Raw genomic sequence first — 21,379 nt, 5'->3', positions numbered from 1 at the left:
GCACAGCGCACGCTGGCACAGACAGAGACCTAGGTGGTTCGATGACGCAGGACGAGACGAAGGGCGAAGTCGTCGCTGATCGCGGCGCGCCCCGCGAGAAGAAGCTCAACTTCTTCGCGCGGATCGCTCTCTTCATCCGTCAGGTCTTCGCGGAACTCCGCAAGGTCGTCACCCCGACGCGGCAGGAACTGCTCAAGTTCACCGCCGTCGTCCTCGGGTTCGTCGTCGTCATGATGGCGATCGTCTACGGCCTCGACGTGCTGTTCGTGTGGATCACCACCGCCGTCTTCGGCGTCCCCGGTACCGCCGGCGCCTGACCGGCGTCTGGGCGGACGCGCGGCGCCAAGAGCGGCCGCCTCTGAACGGAAGAGATCACAGTGTCTGAAAGATATGTCGACGACGCCGATTGGGCCACCGCGGCCGAGCAGTCGAGCGAGGATGACGAAGCCCAGGAGGGCAACGTGCTGGCCTCGCAGGAGCACGCCTCCGACTCGGCCGAGCACGCTGCCATCCACATCGTCGACGACGAGACCGACACCGATGACGCCGACCTCGGCGACATCGACATCACCGACCCGGAGGCGGACGCGATCGTGAACGACGCTCTCGAGATCGACGAGACCAGCGAGGCCGAGGCCGCCGCCGAGGTGCTCAACGACGCTCTCGCCGAGGAGCAGGCCGAAGAGGCCGCCGAGGCGGCCGACGAGGTCACCCCCTACGACGGTCCCGACGTCAACGGCGAGCCCGACGCCCCCGTGCTCGACGAGGACTTCGTCGACGAGGTCGCCACCGCCGCCGGTGTGGTCGACGAGGTCGAGGCCTCCGAGTCGCCCGCCGACGCCGCCGAGGCCCCCATCGATCTCGATGACGCCGATGCCGAAGACGACGATGTCGACCCCTACGACGCCTTCCGCGCCGAGCTCCGCTCGCTCCCCGGCAAGTGGTTCGTCATCCACTCCTACGCCGGGTTCGAGCGCAAGGTGAAGGCCAACATCGAGCAGCGCAAGTCGACGCTCGAGGTCGAGGACGACATCTACCAGGTCGAGGTCCCCATGGAGGACGTCGTCGAGATCAAGAACGGCCAGCGCAAGATGGTCACGCGCGTGCGCATCCCCGGCTACGTGCTGGTGCGCATGGACCTCAACGAAGACACCTGGTCGGTCGTGCGTCACACGCCCGGTGTCACCGGCTTCGTGGGCAACGCCCACAACCCGACCCCGCTGCGTTTCGAAGAGGCCTTCAACATGCTGAAGAGCCTCGTCGAGGTCAAGGAAGCCGCTCCCTCGAAGTCGGGTGCCGCCAAGGGTTCGCCCACCACGGCGCGCGTCATCCCCGCCGAGGTCGACTTCGAGACCGGCGAGACCATCACGATCAAGGAAGGCTCGTTCGCGGGTCTGCCCGGTACGATCAGCGAGATCAAGCCCGAGAGCGGCAAGCTCACCGTGCTCGTGTCGCTCTTCGAGCGCGAGACCCCGGTCGAGCTGTCGTTCGACCAGGTCACCAAGATGCTCTGACGCCTCCGGCGTCGCACGAACGCCCCGCTCGGCTCCGGCCGGCGGGGCGTTCGTCGTTCCGCGCACCGTCGCACCTCTTGCATAAACGCTGATCCTGCGCCTAAACGCGCTGCCCGACCGTTTGTGCGCAGGATCGGCGTTTATGCCCGGCGGAGGATCACCGCGAGCGCGGGTTTCGCCCCACCGACGCCAGGGCAGCGGGGTCGGCGCGGCGCGACGGCGCGAGCCCGGCAGCGGCGAGAGCCGCGCGTAGTCCGTCTGCGCCGAGCGCCCCCGCGTAATCCCACCGGGCGACACGCCAACCGGCACGCCGAAAGCTGTCTTCGCGGCGCTTCTCGGCGCGAACGGCCTCGGCGGCCGCGACGGGATCATCGCCGCCGTACTTGAGCCACCCATCTGATTCGCCGATGACCTTCTGCTCCGGCCAACTGAAGTCCGAGCGATACGCCCGCCCCTCGAGACGATGCGTCATCTGGAGCGTCGGCGCGGGGAATCCGCACCACTCGATGACCGCTCGGCTGAGGGATTCTCCCGCCGACTCCGCGAGCGGGGTGGCCCGAGTCAGCACCCATTCCAGGCGCCTCACCCGGAACGTGTTCCGTTGCGCCGCGGCGTGATCGATCAACTCTTCGCGCGAGAGGGAGGAGTCGCGGAGGGCCGCATCCGCGACGGCGAGGCCGAACGCCGGCGGCAGAACGCGCGCGAGATCGACGACCAGGTCTTCGGCGGTCGTGAGATGGATGCCGCCGACCCGCTGCACCGATCGCGCGTCGGCGCTCGTGTGCGCCGTGACATCGCCGTACGCCACCGAGCGTGAACGCCGCGTGTCGAAGATGTGGATGTTGCGAGGGTGGCCGAACGTCGGCAGCCCGAGCAGCGATGCGGCCGACTCGTGCGAGAACACGGCATCGGCGCGAACCAGCGCGAAGGCGTGCACGCGGGCGAGGTAGCGGTCCCAGGGTTCGAGCGCGTTCCACGCGTCCCGGGCGGCGTAGACGCCGGGCCGTACTTTGTAGAGGCTCGCACCACGCCACGGATACGGGGCGGTGCCCAGCAGGCTCGACGCACGGAAGAGGTGCACCGGCGATTCACGCAGCGATCGGGGGATGGCATCCATTCGGCGAGGGTGGCAGGTCGGCCGGCAGGTCGTGTGCGGCCTGTGGACAACTGCCGCCCCTCCCGATGCATAAACGCCGATCCTGCGCGTAAACACGCTGCCTTCGCGTTTATGCGCAGGATGAGCGTTTATGCGGTGCGGTGCGGTGCGGTGCGGTGCGGTGCGGTGGGGCGGGGCGGGGCGAGGCGAGGCGGGGCGGGGCGCCGAGCGGACGGCGCAATCGCGCCGGCGGGGCGACCGAAACCGCGGCGAGCGGCGACCCGCGAGACGCCGCTGGAGGGCGACCGCGCGGGCGACCGCGCGGGCGAGGAGAAGACGCAGGATGCCGGCGCCATGGCGTATGATGAGGAGGTTGCTCGTGCGTCAGCACGACGATGACCGCTGTCCGGAACCGCCGGATGCGCGGGAGAGAGGGAGCCGCGAGGCCCCCGCTCGAGAGAGGAAAAGGATATGGCACCCAAGAAAAAGGTGACCGGCCTGATCAAGCTCCAGATCAAGGCGGGCGCGGCCAACCCCGCGCCGCCCATCGGTCCGGCGCTCGGTCAGCACGGCGTCAACATCATGGAGTTCTGCAAGGCCTACAACGCGGCGACCGAAGCCCAGCGCGGCAACGTCATCCCCGTTGAGATCACGGTCTACGAAGACCGCAGCTTCACGTTCGTCCTGAAGACCCCGCCCGCGGCGGAGCTCATCAAGAAGGCGGCCGGCCTGGCCAAGGGCTCGTCGACGCCTCACACGGTCAAGGTGGGCAAGCTCACCAAGGACCAGGTTCGCGAGATCGCCACCACGAAGCAGCCCGACCTGAACGCGAACGACATCGAGGCCGCCTCGAAGATCATCGCCGGCACCGCCCGTTCCATGGGCATCACGGTCGAGGACTGAGGGAGATAACAATGGCTACCAAGTCCAAGGCATTCCGCGCCGCTGCTGAGAAGATCGCGGCCGACACGTTCTACACCCCGACCGAGGCCGTCGCCCTCGCGAAGGAGACCGGCTCGAAGAAGTTCGACTCGACCGTCGAGGTCGCGCTGAAGCTCTCGGTCGACCCCCGTAAGGCAGACCAGATGGTCCGCGGCACGGTCATCCTGCCCCACGGCACGGGTAAGACCGCGCGCGTCATCGTCTTCGCCAACGGCCCCGCGGCCGAAGCGGCTCTCGCCGCCGGTGCCGACGAGGTCGGTGGCACCGAGCTCATCGAGAAGGTCGCCGCCGGCTACACGTCGTTCGACGCGGCCGTCGCCACGCCCGAGCTCATGGGCCAGGTCGGACGCCTCGGTAAGGTCCTCGGACCCCGCGGCCTCATGCCGAACCCCAAGACCGGCACCGTGACCCCCAACCCGGCCAAGGCCGTCGAGGAGATCAAGGGCGGAAAGATCGAGTTCCGCGTCGACAAGCACGCCAACGTGCACTTCGTCGTCGGCAAGGCGTCGTTCTCGGCCGAGCAGCTCGACGAGAACATCGCCGCCGCGCTCGAGGAGATCGTCCGCCTCAAGCCGTCGAGCTCGAAGGGCCGTTACATCCAGAAGGGTGCGGTGTCGACCACGTTCGGCCCCGGCATCCCGCTGGACGTCAACGTCCTCGCCTGACATCCGTCACCGAAAGCCCCGCTGCGCCTCGTGCCGGCGGGGCTTTCGCGTGCACGGACGTGCAACACGGCGTCATCCGGGAAGAGTCCGGCGGGTGAACGTGTTGCGCTGAGGGGCGCTCCGTGCGCCCTCCCCCCATCACTTGTCCCCACATCACCCATGTCAGGAACAGCTATGCCCCGTCGTCGTTTGACCGTCCTCGCCGCCACCCTGGGCCTCAGCGCCCTCGCGCTGACCGCCTGCAGCGGCGGTGCGTCGTCCGAGGCGACGCCCGGAGCGGGAGCCGATCTCGGCCTCATCTCGGACGGCACCCTCACCGTCGCCACCGAGGGCACCTACCGCCCGTTCTCGTTCCACGAGGGCGCGGGCGATCTGACCGGTTTCGACGTCGAGATCGCGAAGGCCGTCGCCGACAAGCTGGGTCTGCAGGTCAAGTTCCAAGAGACCCAGTGGGACGCGATCTTCGCGGGCCTGGATGCCGGTCGTTTCGACGTCATCGCCAACCAGGTGTCGATCAACCCCGAGCGCCAGGAGAAGTACACCTTCAGCGCGCCGTATACGGTGTCGCGTGGCGTGATCGTCACGAACGAGGACGACAGCGCGATCTCGAGCTTCGCCGACCTCTCGGGCAAGACCACCGCCCAGTCGCTCACGAGCAACTGGTACGAGCTCGCCACCGACAGCGGCGCGCAGGTCGAGGCCGTCGAGGGTTGGGCGCAGGCCGTCGCGCTGCTGAAGCAGGGTCGCGTCGAGGCCACGATCAACGACCAGCTGACCTACCTCGACTACGAGAAGACCAACAGCCCGACGGGCCTGAAGATCGCCGCCGAGACCGACGACACCTCCGAGAGCGCCTTCGCGTTCAAGAAGGGTCAGGACAAGCTCGCCGAGGCCGTCGACGGCGCCCTCGAGGAGCTGCGCGCCGACGGCACGCTCGCCGAGATCAGCCAGAAGTACTTCGGCGCCGACGTCACCCAGTAACACCCGGCTGTAAACCCCCGCGGATCGTCCGACTTCCCCCTCTAGCGTGGGAGGCGGACGGTCCGCGTCGGCGTGTGCGAACGCGCGCACGAGGAGTCGGGCCCCGAGCCCACCGGAGAAAGGAGGCCCATGAACGACATCTGGACGCTGATGCTCGACTCGTTCTGGCCCATGCTGCTGGCGGGCCTCACGGGCACCATCCCCCTGTCCCTGGCCTCGTTCGCGATCGGGCTCGCTCTGGCGCTCGCGATGGCGTTGCTGCGTCTGTCGCGCAACGTCGTGTTCTCGGGCTTCGCGCGGTTCTACATCTCGGTCATCCGCGGCACGCCGCTGCTGGTGCAGCTGTTCGTGATCTTCTACGGCCTTCCCGCGATCGGTGTCGTCATCGATCCGTTCCCCGCGGCCGTCATCGCCTTCTCGCTGAACGTCGGCGGCTACGCGGCCGAGGTGATCCGCGCCGCGATCCTGTCGGTCCCGCGCGGGCAGTGGGAGGCGGCGCACACCGTCGGCCTCTCGCACCGAAAGACGCTGACCCGCATCATCCTCCCGCAGGCCGCGCGGGTGTCGGTCCCTCCGCTGTCGAACACGTTCATCTCGCTCGTGAAGGACAGCTCGCTGGCGTCGCTCATCCTCGTGTCGGAGCTGTTCCGCCAGGCCCAGAACATCGCCGCGTTCTCGTACGAGTTCATGGCGGTGTACCTCGAGGCCGCGCTCATCTACTGGCTGTTCTGCCTGGTGCTGTCGTTCGGGCAGAACGCTCTCGAGAAGAGATTGGACCGCCATGTCGCCCACTGACGCCCCGTTGTTGCAGGTCACGGGTCTCGAGAAGAGCTTCGGCGACAACCGCGTTCTCGAAGGCGTCGACCTGTCGGTGCGGCGCGGTGACGTGCTGGTGCTGATCGGTCCCTCGGGGTCGGGCAAGACGACGGTACTGCGCTGCCTGAACGGTCTCGAGACCCCGGATGCCGGAGTGGTGGCGTTCGACGGCGGTCCGGTCGTCGATTTCTCGGCGCCCAAGGTGTCGAAGGCCGATCGCACGGCTCTGCGCGACCGATCGGCGATGGTGTTCCAACACCACAACCTCTTTCCGCACCTCACGGTGCTGCAGAACGTCACCGAGGGGCCCATCCAGGCGCACGGCGTGCCGAAGGCCGACGCGATCGCCCGCGCCGAGACGCTCTTGGCCCGTGTCGGCCTCGCCGAGAAGCGCGACGCCTACCCGTCGGAACTCTCGGGCGGCCAGCAGCAGCGCGTCGGCATCGTCCGAGCCCTGGCGCTGCAACCGCAGCTGCTGCTCTTCGACGAGCCGACGAGCGCTCTCGACCCCGAACTCGTCGGCGAGGTGCTGACGGTGCTGCGGGAACTCGCGAACGAGGGCTGGACGATGGTCATCGTCACGCACGAGCTCGGTTTCGCCCGCGAGGTCGCCGACGAGGTCCTGTTCTTCGACGAGGGCGTGATCGTGGAGCGGGGCGCCCCCGCGGATCTGCTCCGCGCGCCGAAGAAGGAGCGCACGCGTCGCTTCCTGAACCGCCTGCTGCACCCCCTCGACGGCCCCGATCCGACTGGGACGTCGGAACTCCCGGAGTAGCGTGGATCCATGCGCCGCCTCGAGAACCTGCTCGGCATCGATTCGCCCGTCGTTCTCGGCCCCTTCGGCGGGCTGTCGTCGATCGCGTTGACGGCGGCGGTCAGCGATGGGGGAGGCCTCGGCTCGTTCGGCCTCTACGGCTACACGCCGGAACGTATCCGCGACACGATCGCCGCCCTTCGGGCTGCCACGCCGCGTCCCGTGGCGGTGAACCTGTGGCTGCCGCGCGGCGACGAGGTGACTCCGACCGACGTCGACGTCGCACCGTTCCTGCGGGCCGCCGAGCAGCTCTTCGCCGCCGCGGGCATCGCCCCGCCCGTCGTTCCCGCCGCGTACCTCACGCCGATCGCCGACCAGCTCGAGGCCGTCTTCGATGCGCGCCCCGATGTGCTGAGCGTCGTGTACGGGGTCCCGGATGCCGAGACCCTCGCCCGCGCGCGAGCTCTCGGCATCCGCGTGATCGGCACCGCCACCTCGGTCGCCGAGGCGGTGGCGCTCGGGGATGCGGGGGTCGATGCCGTCGTCGCGACGGGGGCCGAGGCCGCGGGGCACCGTGTGTCGTTCCTCGCCGACCCGGCCCACTCGCTCGTGGGCACGTTCGCGCTGGTGCCGCAGGTCGTCGACGCGGTGAGTGTCCCCGTCATCGCGGCCGGCGGTGTGGCCGATCGCCGCGGAGTCGCCGCGGCGTTCGCGCTGGGGGCCGACGGCGTGCAGGTCGGCACGGCGTTCCTGCGCACGAGGCAGTCCGCCGCGACCGCGGGGCACCGCGCGGCGATCGCCGCCGCGGCCGACACCGACACGGTGCTGACGCGGGCGATGAGCGGGCGACTGGCGCGCGGCATCCCGAACCGGGCGATGCGCGAGCTCGAGGCCGGCGGCATGATCGCCCCGTTCCCCGCGCAGAACTGGCTCACCGGTGCGTTCCGCGCGGCGGCCACGGCGTCGGGAGACGCCGACCTGGTGTCGCTGTGGGCGGGACAGGCCGCGGGCCTCGCGCGTCTCGACGACGCCGCCGACGTGCTGGCGGAGCTGCGGGCGGGCGTGCCGGTCTAAGCCGTCGCGCGGATCTCGAACCCGCGCGGAGCCGCGCCGCCGCCCTCGTGCACGTCGACCCGGTCGACCCGGGCCGACGGGGGACCCGCCTGGGCCCACGCGAGGACGGCGTCGACCGTCGCGTCGTCACCCTCGACGAGGGCTTCGACCGAGCCGTCGCGGCGGTTGCGCACCCACCCGCGGGCACCGAGCCGCTCGGCCTCGGCCTGGAGCGCATAGCGGAAGCCGACACCCTGCACGCGGCCGTGCACCCTGATCGTCACCGTTCGCATCGGGCCATTCTCGTGCACGCGGTGCCCGTCGGTCCGCGCGCGCCGGCTCAGTGCGGCAGCACGAGCGAGACCGCGATGGCGAACATCACGACCGCGATGATCGCGTCGAGGATGCGCCAGGCGCGGGGCGTGTCGAGCCACCGGCCGAGGTACCGCGCCCCGAAGCCGAGGAGCGAGAACCACGCGAGGCTGGCGAGGCACGCGCCGATCGCGAACGCCCACCGCCCGTCGCCGTGCGTGGTCGCGACCGAGCCGAGCAAGAACACCGTGTCGAGGTAGACGTGCGGATTGAGCCAGGTGAGGGCGAGGCAGGTGAGCACGGTCGCGGCGAGCGTCGTGCGTGCGGGACGGGCCTTCACGGCCGTGCGCCCGGTCTCGGCGGGCGAGGCGGATGCCGCAGGGGCGGCGTCGACGCGCAGGGTCTCGCCGCTCGGACGCAGCGCCCGTCGGGCTGCCAGCAGGCCGTATCCGACGAGGAACGCCGCGCCCGCCCACCGCACCACGACGATGAGCCAGGGAACCGCCTGCAGCACGAGGCCGACGCCGGAGACGCCGAGCAGGATCAGCACGGCATCCGATACCGCGCACACCGCGACCACCGCGAGCAGATGTTCGCGCCGGACGCCCTGGCGCAGCACGAAGAGGTTCTGCGCGCCGATGGCGACGATGAGTGAGAAGCCGAGGCCGAGGCCGGCGAGGAGGGGGGTGAGCACGTCTCGACGCTAAGGCGACGTTCTCGAGAAGACCAGCTCAAGATTCTGTTGGACCATTAGCATCGCTTCATGTCAATTCCACTCGATCTCGCTCGCACCCTCGCCGTCGTCGTCGAGGAGGGGACCCTCGATGCCGCGGCACGGCGTCTGCACGTGACCCCCTCCGCGGTGAGTCAGCGCGTGCGGGCCCTCGAAGACCAGCTCGGACGCGTCGTCCTGGTGCGATCCAAGCCGGTGCGCACGACCGAGGCGGGCGACGCCGTCGTGCGCCTCGCACGCCAACTCGCGCTGCTCGAGCACGACGCTCTGGCGGCGATCGGCGCGGAGGGCGGTGTCGTGGCATCCCTTCCCCTGGCGGTGAACGCCGACTCGATGGGCACGTGGTTCCTGCCGCCGCTGGCCCGGGTGGCCGAGCGACGCGCGGTGGTGTTCGACCTGCACCGCGACGACCAGGACTTCACGGTGGGCCTGCTCGAGTCGGGCACGGTCATGGCGGCGGTCACGTCGCGTGAGACCCCGCTCGCCGGGTGTCGGGTACGACCTCTCGGTGTGCTGCGGTACGAGGCGGTGGCGACGGCGGGGTTCTCGCGCCGCTGGTTCCCCGAGGGTGTGGATGCCGGGGCTCTCGCCGCGGCGCCCGTCGTCGACTTCGACCGTCGCGACGACCTGCAGACGCAGTGGCTGGCGCGCCGGGGCGTGGCGGCGGCAGCGCCCCCGCGGCATCGGGTTCCGGCATCGCAGGACTTCGCCACCGCGGTCGAGCTGGGGCTCGGGTGGGGGTTGCTGCCGAGCTTCCAGTCGGCGGCGGGGCTGGCCGACGGATCGCTCGTGCCCCTCGGCGACGACCCCCTCGACGTGCCGCTGTACTGGCAGCAGTGGAACCTCACCTCCGACCTGCTCGACGACGTGGCCGACGAGGTCGTGGCCGAGGGACGGCGCGTGCTGGCGGCGGGGTGAGCTCAGTCGTCGCTGACGTGCAGCACGATCTTGCCGCGGGTGTGCCCGCGTTCGAGCTCCGTGTGCGCGGCGGCGACATCGTCGAGGTCGAAGACCCGGTCGATGAACACGCGGACGGCGCCCGAGTCGAGCAGGCGGCCGATGGTGGCGAGGGCGGCGCCGTCGGGGATGGTCTTGTAGTCGGTCGATCGGATGCCGCGGGCCGAGGCCGCCTCGCGGAAGCCCGGCCAGGCTCCGGTGGGCACCTCGATCAGCAGTCCACCGGGGCGCAGCACCTCGAGTGAGCGCGTGCCGGTGTCGTCGGCGACGTTGCCGATGAGGTCGATCACGACATCGACCGGCGAGACGACGTCTTCGAAGCGGGTCGAGGTGTAATCGACCACCTCGGCGGCGCCGAGCTCGCGGAGCCACTCGAGGTTGCGGCCGGAGCCCGTCGCGATGACGTGCGCGCCGAAGTACGCGGCGAACTGCACCGCGAAGTGCCCCACCCCTCCGCTGCCGGCGTGCACGAGGATGCGCTGGCCCTGGTGGGCGAGCGCGGTCTCGACGACCAGGCCCCACGCGGTCAGGGCGGCGACGGGCACGCCCGCGGCCTCGACGTGCGAGAGGTCGGCGGGCTTGCGCGCCAGCGACAGGGTGGGCACGACGACGTACTCGGCGTACGCCCCCGGGGTGCGGGGGGCGGCGGCCATGCCGTAGACCTCGGTGCCGACGGGGAACGGGTGCGCGTCGAACGGCGCGCGTACCACCACCCCGCTGACGTCGAGACCCAGCACGGCCGGCCAGGAGTCGATCGCGCCCGACAGGCCGCGTCCGGCGCGGGTCTTGGCGTCGATCGGGTTGATGCCGGCGGCCACGACCCGCACCAGCACCTCGCTCAGCACGGGAGAGGGCACGGCGACGTCGGCGAGGTGCAGCACGTCTGCCGGGCCCGGAGCGTCGAACACCGCCGCCCGCATCGTCTCGGGGACCGCCGGCGCGGGTTCGATGGCGGTCTCGGGACGCGTCGATCGGGATCTCATCGGGCGCTCTCTCTCGCGTGCGGTCGCATGCACGGCGACTCCGCCGTGACGCGACCAGTCAAGCGCGCCATTGTCTCCGCGGTGTTACACCCGGGTCACCGTGTCGCGAAGGCTAGCGATCCTGTGCGGGGGATTCGCCGACCGCGAGCGCGTGCAGAAGCGTCGACAGGTGGCGGATGTCGGCCACCGACCAATCGGCCATCGCCTCGAACAGGCGACTCTCGTGCGGAGCGCGGGCGTCGGCGAGCCGCGTGTGCCCGACCTCGGTCACCGCGATGAGGCGCGAGCGGCGATCGTTCGGATCGGGCGTGCGGGTCACCAGGCCCAGCTCCTCCAGCTCGCTGATCGAGCGGCTGAGGAAGCCCTTGTCGGCCGAGAGACGCTCGGCGAGAGCCGAGAGCGTGAGCGGGCCGAACCGGCTGACCACCGAGAGGGCCTTGAAGGTGGCCGGGAGCATCCCGGGACTCACGCGTTCCGCCGCTTCGGAGACGAAGCGGCGGAACACGGTCATGAGCTCCGAGAACGACGACTCCAGGGCCTGGACGGCCTCGCGGCGGTCATCGTTCGATTCGCTCATCACGTCAGTCATCCTCTCCCATCTCGGCGCCACGGCGTGCGCGGCGCGAGGCAGCGGCATCCGGGGTCGTGATGGATCCCGTCGCGGCGAGCGTCGCCATGCCGGCGGGAACCGAGACGGTGGCGAAGTCGGCCTCGCTCGCGGCGACGCGCTCGGTCGTCGTCATGCGGGTGAGGGGGCGGTTGGGGAGGAACAGGATGGCGATGAGGCTGACCACCGCCACCGGAACGGCGATGAGGAACGAGTGCGCGATCGACTGCGCGTAGATGTCCTCGACGATGACGCGGACGGTGTCGGGGAGGGCCGACACCTGCGGGATGGTGCCCGACTGCAGGGACTGGGCCACCGCGGCGCCGTCGGCGCCGAGACCCATGATCGCGGTCTTCAGCTCGTCGGCTCGGTCGGTGAACAGGCTCGCCGCCATGCTCGCGAGGGCGGCTCCCATGACCGACACACCGATAGTGCCGCCGAGGCTGCGGAAGAACGTCACGCCCGAGCTCGCCGCGCCCATCTGGGTGGGGTTGGCCGTGTTCTGCACGATGAGCACGAGGTTCTGCATCGTCATGCCGACACCGGCGCCGAGCAGGGCCATGTAGACCGAGACCAGCGCGAAGTTCGTGTCGTAGTGGATCGTCGACAGCAGGAACGACCCGGCGATCAGCAGCACACCACCGGCGATGAGGAACGGCTTCCAGTGCCCGTGACGCGAGATGAGCGCGCCCACGACGATCGACGAGATCAGCAGGCCCGCGATCATCGGGATGGTCATGACGCCGGCCTCGGTGGGCGTGGCTCCCCGCGCCATCTGCATGTACTGGCTCAGGAAGACGGAGGTGCCGAACATCGCCAGTCCCGTCGCGATCGACGCGATCGTCGCCAGGGTGAAGGTGGCGTCGCGGAACAGGGTGAGCGGCACGAGGGGCTCGGAGGAACGCAGCTCGACGACGACGAACAGAACGGCGGCGAGCACGGCTCCACCGACCATGACGGCGGTCTCGACGCTGGCCCAGTCGAAGGTCTTTCCGGCGTTGGTCACCCAGATGAGGATGAGCGAGACCGCGGTCGACAGCAGCACGATGCCCAGGTAGTCGATCTTCACCTTGCGCTTCGCTCGAGCCGGCAGGTGCAGGGTGCGCTGCTGGATGAGCAGGGCCACGACGGCGAAGGGCAGGGCGACGAAGAAGTTCCAGCGCCAGCCGAAGGCGTCGGTGATGACGCCGCCGAGCAGCGGCCCGCCGACCGTGGCCACGGCCATGACCGCCCCGAACAGGCCCATGTACCGGCCGCGCTCGCGCGGGCTGATGATGTCGGCCATGATGACCTGGCTGAGGGCGGCGAGACCGCCGGCACCCAGGCCCTGCACGGCGCGGAAGGCGATCAGCATGTTCGTGTCCTGCGCGAAGCCGGCGGCGGCCGTGGCGAGCACGAAGATCGCGATGGCGATCTGGATGAGCAGTTTGCGGTTGAACAGGTCGGCGAGCTTGCCCCAGATGGGGGTCGAGATCGCGGTGGTGAGCAGGGTCGCGGTGATGACCCAGGTGTAGGCGTTCTGGTCGCCCGACAGGTCGTGCACGATGACCGGCAGCGACGTCGAGACGACGGTCGAGGCGAGCATCGACACGAAGGTGCCGAGCAGCAGCCCGATGAGGGCGGGGAGCACGCGCCGCTGGGCGGGCGTGTCTGTGGTGGGGGAGGTGGTCATGCGGAACTCCACGGAGGGGACGGATGCCGCGACGACGATGGCGCGTTAGTTGACTAACGTCAACGATACGCCTGATGCTTGACTTGCGTCAACTATTAATCGAGGAGCGCCAGGGCGCGGTACCTCTCGGTCGGTTCCGTCCGCACGGGTTCGGGGCGCGGCTGACGCGTCTGCATGGTGCGGTGGTAGAGCTCGTCGATGAGCGAGGTCGCCAGGCCCACGAGCTTCGCGATCTCGCGTTCGTCACGGTCGATCCACTGGCAGCGCGGTTCGTCGCCGACGGGGACGAAGGCGTCGTGCTGCTCCCAGGCGACGAGCGTGCGTTCCGCGCCGAGCACGTGCTGCTGCCACCAGATCTGACGCATGTACGTGCGGGGGATCGAGCGCCACGCCTTGTTCGTCGTCTTGATCTCGGCGAGCACGATGCGTCCCTCGCCGTCGACGACGACGCCGTCGGGGGTGGCCAGGTGACGCTTCTCGACGACCGCGTGATACAGCGCCGACGAGGGGCGGATGCCGTGGGTCGCCGCGACCCACGCGGCGATCTCGGGTTCGCGCCGACGGCCGTGCGCGGTGAAGGCGTTGCCCGAGAAGTTCGAGCCCATGAGCTTGGCATCCGCGGCACGCGAGATGGCGTTGTGGCTCGTCAACGTGGCGACGTCGGTGGCTGTGATCCCGCGCGAGCGGGCCCGGATCCAGGCGACCCGATCCCGCGAATCGGCGACGATGCGGGCGTCGAGGTCGGCGCTGCGAGAGGCGACGAGCTCGGGGGACATGCGTTCGACCCTAACCCCGTGCGCCCGTGGATCGGATGCGAACCCCGGCGCGTCGGCATCCGGGGTCTTGTCCTCGAAGTAAGGGTGACCTAAGTTGATCGTCATGAGCTCGGATGCCGTTTCGCTGCGCCGCCCCGACGGGGGCCGCTGGTGTGATCTCGAGGGTGCTGTGCTGCTCGGCGGTGACGCGCGGAACCTCCCCGAGATGCGGCGTATCGCCGCCGCCCTCTCTCCCGCCGCGCACCTGACGGTGCTGGTCGAGGTGTGCGGGTCGGATCAGGTGGGCGTCATCGACGCCCGCGACGGGCGGGTGAGTTGGCTCGACCGCTCGCTCGAGGGTGGGCTGCGGCCGCGCGGCGAGCGTCTCGCGCAGGCGATCCACGCCTGGTGCGCCGAGTGGGCGTGCGGAGACGACCCGGTGTGCACGGTCTGGCTCGGCGCCCGCACGCCCGCGCGCATCGTGCGCATGACCCGGGCCCTGCTGCCCGAACCGCGCGTGTCCTGACGCGGGGGAGTCCGGCCTGCCGCGGCCGCGGGGGAACGGGCGCGCGGGTGGTGGTTCGGTGGGGACGCACACGATCGCCGAGGACGCACTCGATCGTTGCTCATGCGATGCGTCATCGTCGATCGAGTGCGTCCTCGTGAGGTCGGTGGGCCTCCTCCCGCGCGCGCCTGTGGAAAGACGCCGACGCCCGGATGCCGGAGTCGGCAGTGTGGACGCATGCAGGCGGAATCACCGATCGAACTCGCTCGACGGTCGCTCTTCTCCAGATCGGACTTGCGCGAGCGCGGTGTTTCCGAATCGGAGCTGAGGAAGGCCGGCGCCGGCGGCGCGTGGTCGCGAATCGAGCCCGGGGTGTACATCGCCCGCGACGAATGGGCGGCGGCGCGGCCGGTCGACCGCCACCGCTTCGCGATCCTCGCCGCCGTCCGCAGGGCGCGCGATGCCGGCGGTGTGGTCTCCCACCTCTCGGCGGCCGTTCTGCACGGTCTGCCGCTCTACCGCTTCCGCGGCGGACCCGTGCACGCGATGGTTCCGCGCTCCGCCCATCCACCGAGTGGTCGCGCACTGCGCCGGCACACAGGCGCCCTCGACCCCCAGGATGTCGTCGTCGTCGACGGGGTCCGCTGCACCTCGCTCGGGCGGACGGTCTTCGACATCGCCTGCACCGAGCCGCGGGAGGTGGCGTTGAGCTGCGCCGACGGGGCTCTTCGTCGCGTCGCTGTGCACGGCCGGCGGTTCGACTCCGACGCGCAGACCCTCTGGCGTGACGCCATGCGCGAGCGCGTCGTGAGCGCTCGGGGTCGACGCGGGGTGCGCGAGGCCGCCTGGGTCATCGAGTTCGCGGATGGAAGGGCGGAGTTGCCGGGTGAGAGCGTGAGCCGACTGCAGCTGCACCGGCTCGGTTTCCGCGACATCGACCTGCAGGTGGCGGTGGGGGGCCCGCGGGGGTCCGCGTATTTCGTCGACATCGCGCTGCGTGACGTGCGGACGTTCTGGGAGTTCGACGGTGAGGTGAAGTATCGGGACCCCTCCCTCCGCAGAGGTCGTTCCGTCGAAGACGTCGTCCTGGACGAGAAGCGACGCGAAGACTGGATCCGCGGTGTCACGCAATGGCGATTGTGTCGCGGCGGCTTCGCCGACATCGCCTCGCCGGAGGCGCTCGCCGCCCGCCTGGCGGCTTTCGGGGTGAGGCCGCCGCGATGATCGGCGAGGGCGTACTCGCTCGTCGAGGACGCATCGGTTCGGCATCGATCGGAGGCGTCCTCGACGAAGCAATGCGTCCTCGGCGCTCGGGTATCGCGGAGGCGGGCAGGCGCGGCGGGGCGGGCGGCGGGCGGGCGGATTGGCGAAGGGAGCAGGCGTCGGGTACAGTGGAGGCAAGCCAAAGACCGTCGGTTATCGGAGTGCTCGCATTCTGATCGAAGCGTCTGCTGAAAAGCAGAGAACCTACGCAGGTCACTTGAACTCCTCCCGATCGGGAATCCGAGCTCCGTGCGCCTGCGCCGGAGCTCTTCTTTTTTGCCCAGACCCGGTGTCTTCGGCCGGCGCCCCGTCATCGCGGAGCGCCTCGTATACACAAGGAGTGGCCATGGCGCAGAAGGATGCATCGGTCGCCGAGCTCACGAAGCATTTCGAGAACTCGACCGCCGTTCTGCTGACCGAGTACCGCGGTCTGACGGTTGCCCAGCTCAAGCAGCTGCGCAACGACATCCGTCAGGACGCGGATTACGCCGTGGTGAAGAACACGCTGACCAAGATCGCCGCGGCAAACGCGGGGGTCACGGGACTGGATGACGAGCTCAAGGGCCCGTCTGCCATCGCGTTCGTGCACGGCGACCCCGTCGCCGTCGCGAAGGGCCTGCGTGCCTTCGCCAAGGCTAACCCTCAGCTCGTGGTGAAGGGCGGCTACTTCGATGGCGCCGCTCTGACCGCGGATGAGGTCAACAAGCTCGCCGATCTCGAAAGCCGTGAAGTCCTGCTGGCGAAGCTCGCCGGTGCGATGAAGGCGACGATGACCAAGGCGGCATACGTCTTCCAGGCGCTTCCGTCGAAGGCCGTTCGCACGGTCGACGCGCTGCGCGAGAAGCAGGACACCGCGGCCTGACCCGGCCCGGCTGATTAACCCGATCAAGGAGATACAACATGGCTAAGCTCAGCACCGAAGAGCTTCTCGCGGCGTTCAAGGAGCTCACGCTCATCGAGCTGTCCGAGTTCGTCAAGGCGTTCGAGGAGACCTTCGACGTCACCGCTGCCGCCCCCGTCGCGGCTGCCGGCCCCGCCGCCGGTGGCGCTGCCCCCGCCGAAGAGGTCGAGGAGAAGGACTCGTTCGACGTCGTTCTCGAGGCCGCCGGCGACAAGAAGATCCAGGTCATCAAGGTCGTCCGCGAGCTCACCTCGCTCGGCCTCGGCGAGGCCAAGGCCGTCGTCGATGGTGCTCCCAAGGCCGTGCTCGAGGGCGCGAACAAGGAGACCGCCGAGAAGGCCAAGGAGGCCCTCGAGGCTGCCGGCGCTTCGGTGACCCTCAAGTAATAACGCTTCACTGTCGCGGCAACGCGACCACACGAGAGCCCGGATGCCATGGCATCCGGGCTCTCGTCGTCTCACCCGCGCGTCGTCTCGGCGGGGGAGTCGCGATCGGTCGGAAACGCGCCGCGCCGACGGCTTCACCGTTCACACGATGGCAACGAATGAAGCCTGGGAATTCCTGATGAGGTCGTCTACGGTCGAAGAGACCCCCCGTCGATCCCCCCACCCGACGATGACCGTCGGATTCGCAGGAGACCCATGTCCCCCATGCCTTCTCGGCGCCCCTCGGGCCGCACCTCGACCGCGCTGAGCGCGGCGGTGGCCGCCGCCCTCCTGGGTTCCGCCCTGGTCGCCCCGGCTGCTTCGGCGGCCCCCATCGACTCCGGGGCACCTTCGCTGCCGGTCGTCGAGACGTCGGCCCCCGACGCACCGGACACCGCCGCCCCCGGCGACGTCATGCCGCAGCCCGACACCGCGCAGACCGCCTCACCCGCCCCCACGCAGGCGGATCCGACGACGCAAGAGACGGCCGCGGCCGAGCCCCCCGCTGCCGAGACCCCCGCCGCCGAGACCCCCGCCGCCGAAGCGGCCGCGGCGGCGGAGGTCACCGCCATCCGCGACATCCAGGGCGAGGGCGACACCACCCCGCGGGGCGGGCAGTCCGTCACCACGCGCGGCGTCGTGACCGCCGCGTACCCGACCGGCGGGTACGACGGGTTCTTCCTGCAGACCGCGGGCACCGGTGGCGACCTGGGCGCCGATCACACGGCATCCGATGCGATCTTCGTCTACGGCTCCCGCGCGGTGGCCGAGGTCGAGGTCGGCGACCACGTCGAGGTCAGCGGAACCGCGAGCGAGTACAACGGCCTCACCCAGATCGTCTCGGACTCCGACCTCGTCACGGTGCTGACCGACGCGGCCGAGCCCGTCACCCCGGCAACCGTCGCGTGGCCGCGGACCGACGAGGAGCGCGAGCGCCTCGAGGGGATGCTGTTGGCACCCCAAGGCGACTTCACCGTCACCAACACCTACAGCACGGGCCAGTACGCCGAAGTGGGCCTGGCCGCGGGCACCACTCCGCTCCTCGCCCCCACCGAGGTCGCGCGCCCGGGCACCGCGGAGTTCGACGACGTCGTGGCCGACAACGCCGCCCGCGCCGTGGTCCTCGACGACGGAGCGTCGCTGAACTTCCAGCGCTCGGCCACCGATGTGCCGCTGCCGTACCTGTCGCTCACCGACCCGGTGCGCGTCGGCGCTCCGGCGTCGTTCACCCGGCCGGTCGTGCTCGACTTCCGTAACGACGCGTGGAAGTTCCAGCCCACCGGGCAGCTCACGGTCGACAACGCCGCCGACGTGCAGCCGGCGACCTTCGAGAACACGCGCACCGCACGGCCCGCCGACGTCGGCGGCACCGTACAGGTGGCCAGCTTCAACGTTCTGAACTACTTCACCACCACCGCCGAGGACGTCGGCTGCGACTCGGTCTACACCGACCGCGAGGGCAACCCCATCACGGCCAACCGCTGCGCCGAGCCGGGCCCGCGCGGAGCGGCCAACGACGAGAACCTCCAGCGCCAGCAGGCGAAGATCGTCGCCGCCCTGAACGCCCTCGACGCGGAGGTGGTCTCGCTCGAAGAGATCGAGAACTCCGCCGCTCTCGGGAAGGACCGTGACGAGGCGCTCTCGACCCTCGTCGGGGCGCTCAACGCCGACCTGGGCGAGGACGCCTGGGCGTTCGTCGCGTCGCCGACCGCGCTGCCGGCGTCGGAGGACGTCATCCGCACCGCCTTCATCTACAAGCGTGCGGCGGTCGCGCCGGTCGGCGACAGCGTCATCCTCGACGACCCCGCGTTCGCCAACGCGCGACAGCCGCTGGCCCAGGCCTTCGCGGCCGCCGGCGATGACGACGCGTCGTTCCTCGCAATCGTGAACCACTTCAAGTCGAAGAGCGACAGCGATCCCGCAGCCTCGGGCGACAACGCCGACGGCGACCAGGGCGCCTTCAACGGCGACCGCGTGCGTCAGGCGCAGGCGCTCGTCGACTTCGCCGCCGCGCGCACCGCCGACACCGGCGTCGACGAGGTGTTCCTGCTCGGCGACTTCAACGCGTACACGCAGGAGGACCCGATGCAGGTGCTCCGCGACGCGGGGTACGCCGATCTGGGGTCCACGACCGGTGAGTACACGTACTCGTTCAGCGGTCAGTCCGGCTCGCTCGACCACGTGCTGGCGTCTCCGGCCGCGCAGGAGCTCGTCACGGGCACCGACGTCTGGAACATCAACGCCGGTGAGGCTCTCGCGCTGGAGTACAGCCGGTACAACGCCAATGTGCGCAACTTCTACGACGCGTCCCCCTACCGCTCCAGCGACCACGATCCCGTGGTCGTCGGGCTCGACCTGTCGGGGACGACCGAGCTGAACCTGCTCAACATCAACGACTTCCACGGGCGCATCGACACCAACACCGTGAAGTTCGCCGGCACGATCGAGCAGCTGCGGGCCGAGAAGGGCGAGCAGCGGTCGCTGTTCCTCTCCAACGGTGACAACATCGGCGCGTCGCTGTTCGCCTCGGCCAACGCCGACGACGCGCCCACGATCGACGTGCTCAACGCGCTCGGGCTCGCGGCATCCGCCGTCGGCAACCACGAGTTCGACAAGGGCATCGACGACCTGACCGGCCGGGTCACCGAGCGTTCCGCGTTCCCGTACCTGGGGGCGAACGTCTACCGGGACGGTCGACCGCTGCTGCCCGGCTACGAGATCGTCGAGGTGAACGGACTGCGCGTCGGCGTCGTCGGCGCGGTGACCGAGGAGACGGCCTCGCTCGTCAGCCCCGGAGGGATCGAGGGCCTGGAGTTCCGCGAGCCCGTGGCCGAGGTGAACCGCGTGGTCGCCGAGATCCGCGATCAGGTCGACGTGCTCGTCGCCGAGTTCCACGAGGGCGCGGCCCAGGGCGACGCGGCGGGCACCACCCTCGACGACGCGATCGCCGCGGGCGGGGCGTTCGCCCGCATCGTGACCGAGACCGATGCCGACGTGGATGCCATCTTCACCGGCCACACGCACGAGGAGTACGCGTGGGAGGCCCCGGTTCCCGGCGGTGACGGGACGCGTCCCGTGCTGCAGACCGGCAACTACGGCGAGAACATCGGCCAGGTCGTGCTGACGATCGATCGCGAGAGCGGCGACGTGGTCGACCACGAGGCTCGCAACGTTCCGCGCCTGGCGGCCGAGATCGTCGAGGACGACCCCGAGCAGACCGCCGAGAACAGCGCCGCGCTCGACGCCGACCTCATCGCGACGTACCCGCGGGTGGCCGAGGTGGACGACATCGTCGACCGCGCCCTGGCCGAGGCCGACCTCGTCGGTTCGCGCCCGGTGGGATCGGTCACGGCCGACATCACCACCGCCTTCCTCGGCGGGGCGTACGTCGACGGCGTGTACACGGGCGGCCAGCGCGACGACCGGTCGAAGCAGTCCACGCTCGGCAACCTCGTCGCCGACGCGCTGCTCGACACGCTCGACGACCCCGCCCGCGGCGGGGCCGACATCACCGTGGTCAACCCGGGCGGCCTGCGCGCCGAGTTGCTGCGCGGCGACGACGGCGTGATCACGTTCGCCGAGGCGAACGCGGTGCTCCCGTTCGTGAACAACCTGGGCACGACCACCCTCACCGGCGACCAGCTGCGCCGCCTGCTCGAGCAGCAGTGGGGCGACGAAGCGGGCCGTGCCGCGACGCTGGCGCTGAGCGTGTCCGAGAACCTGCGCTACACCTACGACGCCACTCGGGCGCCGGGGCAGCGCATCTCGGGCCTCTGGGTCGACGATGTCGCGGTGGATCCCGCGGCGTCGTATCGCGTCGGCTCGTTCAGCTTCCTGCTGCAGGGCGGTGACGCGTTCACCGTGTTCGACGAGGGCACGGAGCCGCGCGACTCGGGTCTCATCGACCGCGACGGCTGGATCTCGTACCTGTCGGCCCATCCGGGCCTCGCGCCCGACTTCGGTGCCCGCGCGGTCGAGGTGACGGGTGCGCCGACCGAGGTCGTCCGCGGCGCCGAGACGTCGTTCACGGTCTCGGGGCTCGACCTGACCTCGCTCGGCAGCCCCGCCGCCACCGAGGCCACGGTGACGGTCGGTGCGGGAGAACCCCAGACGGTGCCCGTCCGCGACGGCGTCGCTGAGGTCACCCTCACGGTGCCCGTGGACGCCCCCGCCGAGATCGGCATCCGCCTCGTCACGGCCTCGGGCTCGACGGCCACGGTGCCCGTGCGGGTCGTGGACGGCGCCGATGACGCGCCGTCGGGTCCGGGGGACTCCGGCGGCGGCGAGGCCGGCCCCGGCGCTCCCGGATCGCTTCCGCGCACCGGTGCGGACACGGCGTGGATGGGCGGCGGCGTGCTGGCGGCCCTCGCGCTCCTGGGCATCGGTGTGGTGCTGCGTCGTCGCGGAGTGCGCCGGGCCGACTGAGCCGAAGAAGCACGGGACCC

The 21,379-nt window shown here is 70.3% G+C and carries 21 protein-coding genes; 14 read left to right on the top strand and 7 right to left on the bottom strand.

Annotation, left to right across the window (positions count from 1 at the left end; translation table 11 throughout):
• Positions 1-41 precede the first annotated feature (41 nt).
• Both secE and nusG read left to right on the top strand, forming a co-directional pair.
• Positions 42-317 carry a preprotein translocase subunit SecE gene (gene secE / locus ASG45_RS13975; protein ID WP_055838856.1) on the top strand — a complete coding sequence of 92 codons (276 nt, stop codon included), beginning with the start codon at positions 42-44 and terminating at the stop codon, positions 315-317.
• A 60-nt stretch (positions 318-377) separates the two neighbouring features.
• Positions 378-1,514, top strand: a complete 1,137-nt coding sequence (gene nusG, locus ASG45_RS13970) for a transcription termination/antitermination protein NusG (RefSeq protein ID WP_055838853.1) — start codon at positions 378-380, stop codon at positions 1,512-1,514.
• Positions 1,515-1,671: 157 nt separating this feature from the next.
• On the opposite strand, the gene ASG45_RS13965 is transcribed toward nusG, so the two are convergent.
• Positions 1,672-2,631, bottom strand: a complete 960-nt coding sequence (locus tag ASG45_RS13965) for a type IV toxin-antitoxin system AbiEi family antitoxin domain-containing protein (RefSeq protein ID WP_055838850.1) — start codon at positions 2,629-2,631, stop codon at positions 1,672-1,674.
• A gap of 450 nt (positions 2,632-3,081) precedes the next feature.
• Between ASG45_RS13965 and rplK the strand changes: the two genes are divergently transcribed.
• The 6 genes from rplK to ASG45_RS13935 all read left to right on the top strand — a co-directional run bounded on the left by rplK (position 3,082) and on the right by ASG45_RS13935 (position 7,842).
• Complete coding sequence (gene rplK, locus ASG45_RS13960; protein WP_055838847.1) at positions 3,082-3,513, top strand: 50S ribosomal protein L11; 432 nt, start codon at positions 3,082-3,084, stop codon at positions 3,511-3,513.
• An 11-nt stretch (positions 3,514-3,524) separates the two neighbouring features.
• Positions 3,525-4,217: a 50S ribosomal protein L1 gene (rplA, locus tag ASG45_RS13955; protein ID WP_055838843.1), complete on the top strand. Its 693-nt coding sequence runs from the start codon at positions 3,525-3,527 to the stop codon at positions 4,215-4,217.
• Positions 4,218-4,391: 174 nt separating this feature from the next.
• Positions 4,392-5,198, top strand: coding sequence for an amino acid ABC transporter substrate-binding protein (locus ASG45_RS13950; RefSeq protein ID WP_055838840.1), 807 nt, complete (start codon positions 4,392-4,394; stop codon positions 5,196-5,198).
• 129 nt (positions 5,199-5,327) lie between these two features.
• Positions 5,328-5,993 (top strand): amino acid ABC transporter permease, encoded by a 666-nt coding sequence (locus tag ASG45_RS13945; RefSeq protein ID WP_055838837.1) that lies wholly within the window; start codon positions 5,328-5,330, stop codon positions 5,991-5,993.
• A complete protein-coding gene (locus ASG45_RS13940) occupies positions 5,980-6,789 on the top strand; it encodes an amino acid ABC transporter ATP-binding protein (RefSeq protein WP_055838834.1) in 810 nt (269 codons plus the stop codon). Before ASG45_RS13945 ends, ASG45_RS13940 begins: the two co-directional genes overlap by 14 nt.
• Before the next feature lie 9 nt (positions 6,790-6,798).
• Positions 6,799-7,842, top strand: coding sequence for an NAD(P)H-dependent flavin oxidoreductase (locus tag ASG45_RS13935; protein ID WP_055838831.1), 1,044 nt, complete (start codon positions 6,799-6,801; stop codon positions 7,840-7,842).
• On the opposite strand, the gene ASG45_RS13930 is transcribed toward ASG45_RS13935, so the two are convergent.
• On the bottom strand, positions 7,839-8,114 hold the full coding sequence (locus tag ASG45_RS13930) for an acylphosphatase (protein ID WP_055838829.1): 276 nt from the start codon (positions 8,112-8,114) through the stop codon (positions 7,839-7,841). The two genes, ASG45_RS13935 and ASG45_RS13930, sit on opposite strands and share 4 nt — an antisense overlap.
• 47 nt (positions 8,115-8,161) lie before the next feature.
• Complete coding sequence (locus tag ASG45_RS13925) at positions 8,162-8,827, bottom strand: LysE/ArgO family amino acid transporter (protein ID WP_055838826.1); 666 nt, start codon at positions 8,825-8,827, stop codon at positions 8,162-8,164.
• A 69-nt stretch (positions 8,828-8,896) separates the two neighbouring features.
• Here ASG45_RS13925 and ASG45_RS13920 point away from each other — a divergent pair, with 69 nt between their 5' ends.
• Positions 8,897-9,784 (top strand): LysR family transcriptional regulator ArgP, encoded by an 888-nt coding sequence (locus ASG45_RS13920; RefSeq protein ID WP_055838823.1) that lies wholly within the window; start codon positions 8,897-8,899, stop codon positions 9,782-9,784.
• Between the two features lie 2 nt (positions 9,785-9,786).
• On the opposite strand, the gene ASG45_RS13915 is transcribed toward ASG45_RS13920, so the two are convergent.
• The 4 genes from ASG45_RS13915 to ASG45_RS13900 form a co-directional block, all read right to left on the bottom strand.
• Positions 9,787-10,806 (bottom strand): NADP-dependent oxidoreductase, encoded by a 1,020-nt coding sequence (locus tag ASG45_RS13915; RefSeq protein WP_055838820.1) that lies wholly within the window; start codon positions 10,804-10,806, stop codon positions 9,787-9,789.
• Between the two features lie 112 nt (positions 10,807-10,918).
• Positions 10,919-11,383: a MarR family winged helix-turn-helix transcriptional regulator gene (locus ASG45_RS13910; protein WP_055839550.1), complete on the bottom strand. Its 465-nt coding sequence runs from the start codon at positions 11,381-11,383 to the stop codon at positions 10,919-10,921.
• A gap of 4 nt (positions 11,384-11,387) precedes the next feature.
• Entirely contained in the window at positions 11,388-13,085 is a 1,698-nt protein-coding gene (locus tag ASG45_RS13905) for an MDR family MFS transporter (RefSeq protein ID WP_055838817.1), read from the bottom strand.
• Between the two features lie 95 nt (positions 13,086-13,180).
• Positions 13,181-13,861, bottom strand: coding sequence for a YqaJ viral recombinase family protein (locus ASG45_RS13900; protein WP_055838814.1), 681 nt, complete (start codon positions 13,859-13,861; stop codon positions 13,181-13,183).
• 103 nt (positions 13,862-13,964) lie between these two features.
• On the opposite strand from ASG45_RS13900, the gene ASG45_RS13895 reads away from it, so the two are divergent.
• The 5 genes from ASG45_RS13895 to ASG45_RS13875 all read left to right on the top strand — a co-directional run bounded on the left by ASG45_RS13895 (position 13,965) and on the right by ASG45_RS13875 (position 21,359).
• Positions 13,965-14,366 carry a hypothetical protein gene (locus ASG45_RS13895; protein ID WP_055838811.1) on the top strand — a complete coding sequence of 134 codons (402 nt, stop codon included), beginning with the start codon at positions 13,965-13,967 and terminating at the stop codon, positions 14,364-14,366.
• Positions 14,367-14,717: 351 nt separating this feature from the next.
• Positions 14,718-15,569 carry a hypothetical protein gene (locus ASG45_RS13890; protein ID WP_156459463.1) on the top strand — a complete coding sequence of 284 codons (852 nt, stop codon included), beginning with the start codon at positions 14,718-14,720 and terminating at the stop codon, positions 15,567-15,569.
• 385 nt (positions 15,570-15,954) lie between these two features.
• Positions 15,955-16,470, top strand: a complete 516-nt coding sequence (gene rplJ, locus ASG45_RS13885) for a 50S ribosomal protein L10 (protein ID WP_055838805.1) — start codon at positions 15,955-15,957, stop codon at positions 16,468-16,470.
• 38 nt (positions 16,471-16,508) lie between these two features.
• Positions 16,509-16,895, top strand: a complete 387-nt coding sequence (gene rplL, locus ASG45_RS13880) for a 50S ribosomal protein L7/L12 (protein ID WP_055838803.1) — start codon at positions 16,509-16,511, stop codon at positions 16,893-16,895.
• A gap of 255 nt (positions 16,896-17,150) precedes the next feature.
• The gene (locus ASG45_RS13875) at positions 17,151-21,359 is read left to right on the top strand and encodes an ExeM/NucH family extracellular endonuclease (protein WP_235561629.1); all 4,209 of its coding nucleotides are present in this window, start codon (positions 17,151-17,153) and stop codon (positions 21,357-21,359) included.
• Positions 21,360-21,379 lie beyond the last annotated feature (20 nt).

Source organism: Microbacterium sp. Leaf436 (assembly GCF_001424715.1).
Taxonomy (GTDB): Bacteria; Actinomycetota; Actinomycetes; order Actinomycetales; family Microbacteriaceae; genus Microbacterium.
The sequence above is the reverse complement of the archived record's forward strand: the minus strand, read 5'-3'. Positions and strand labels throughout refer to the sequence as shown.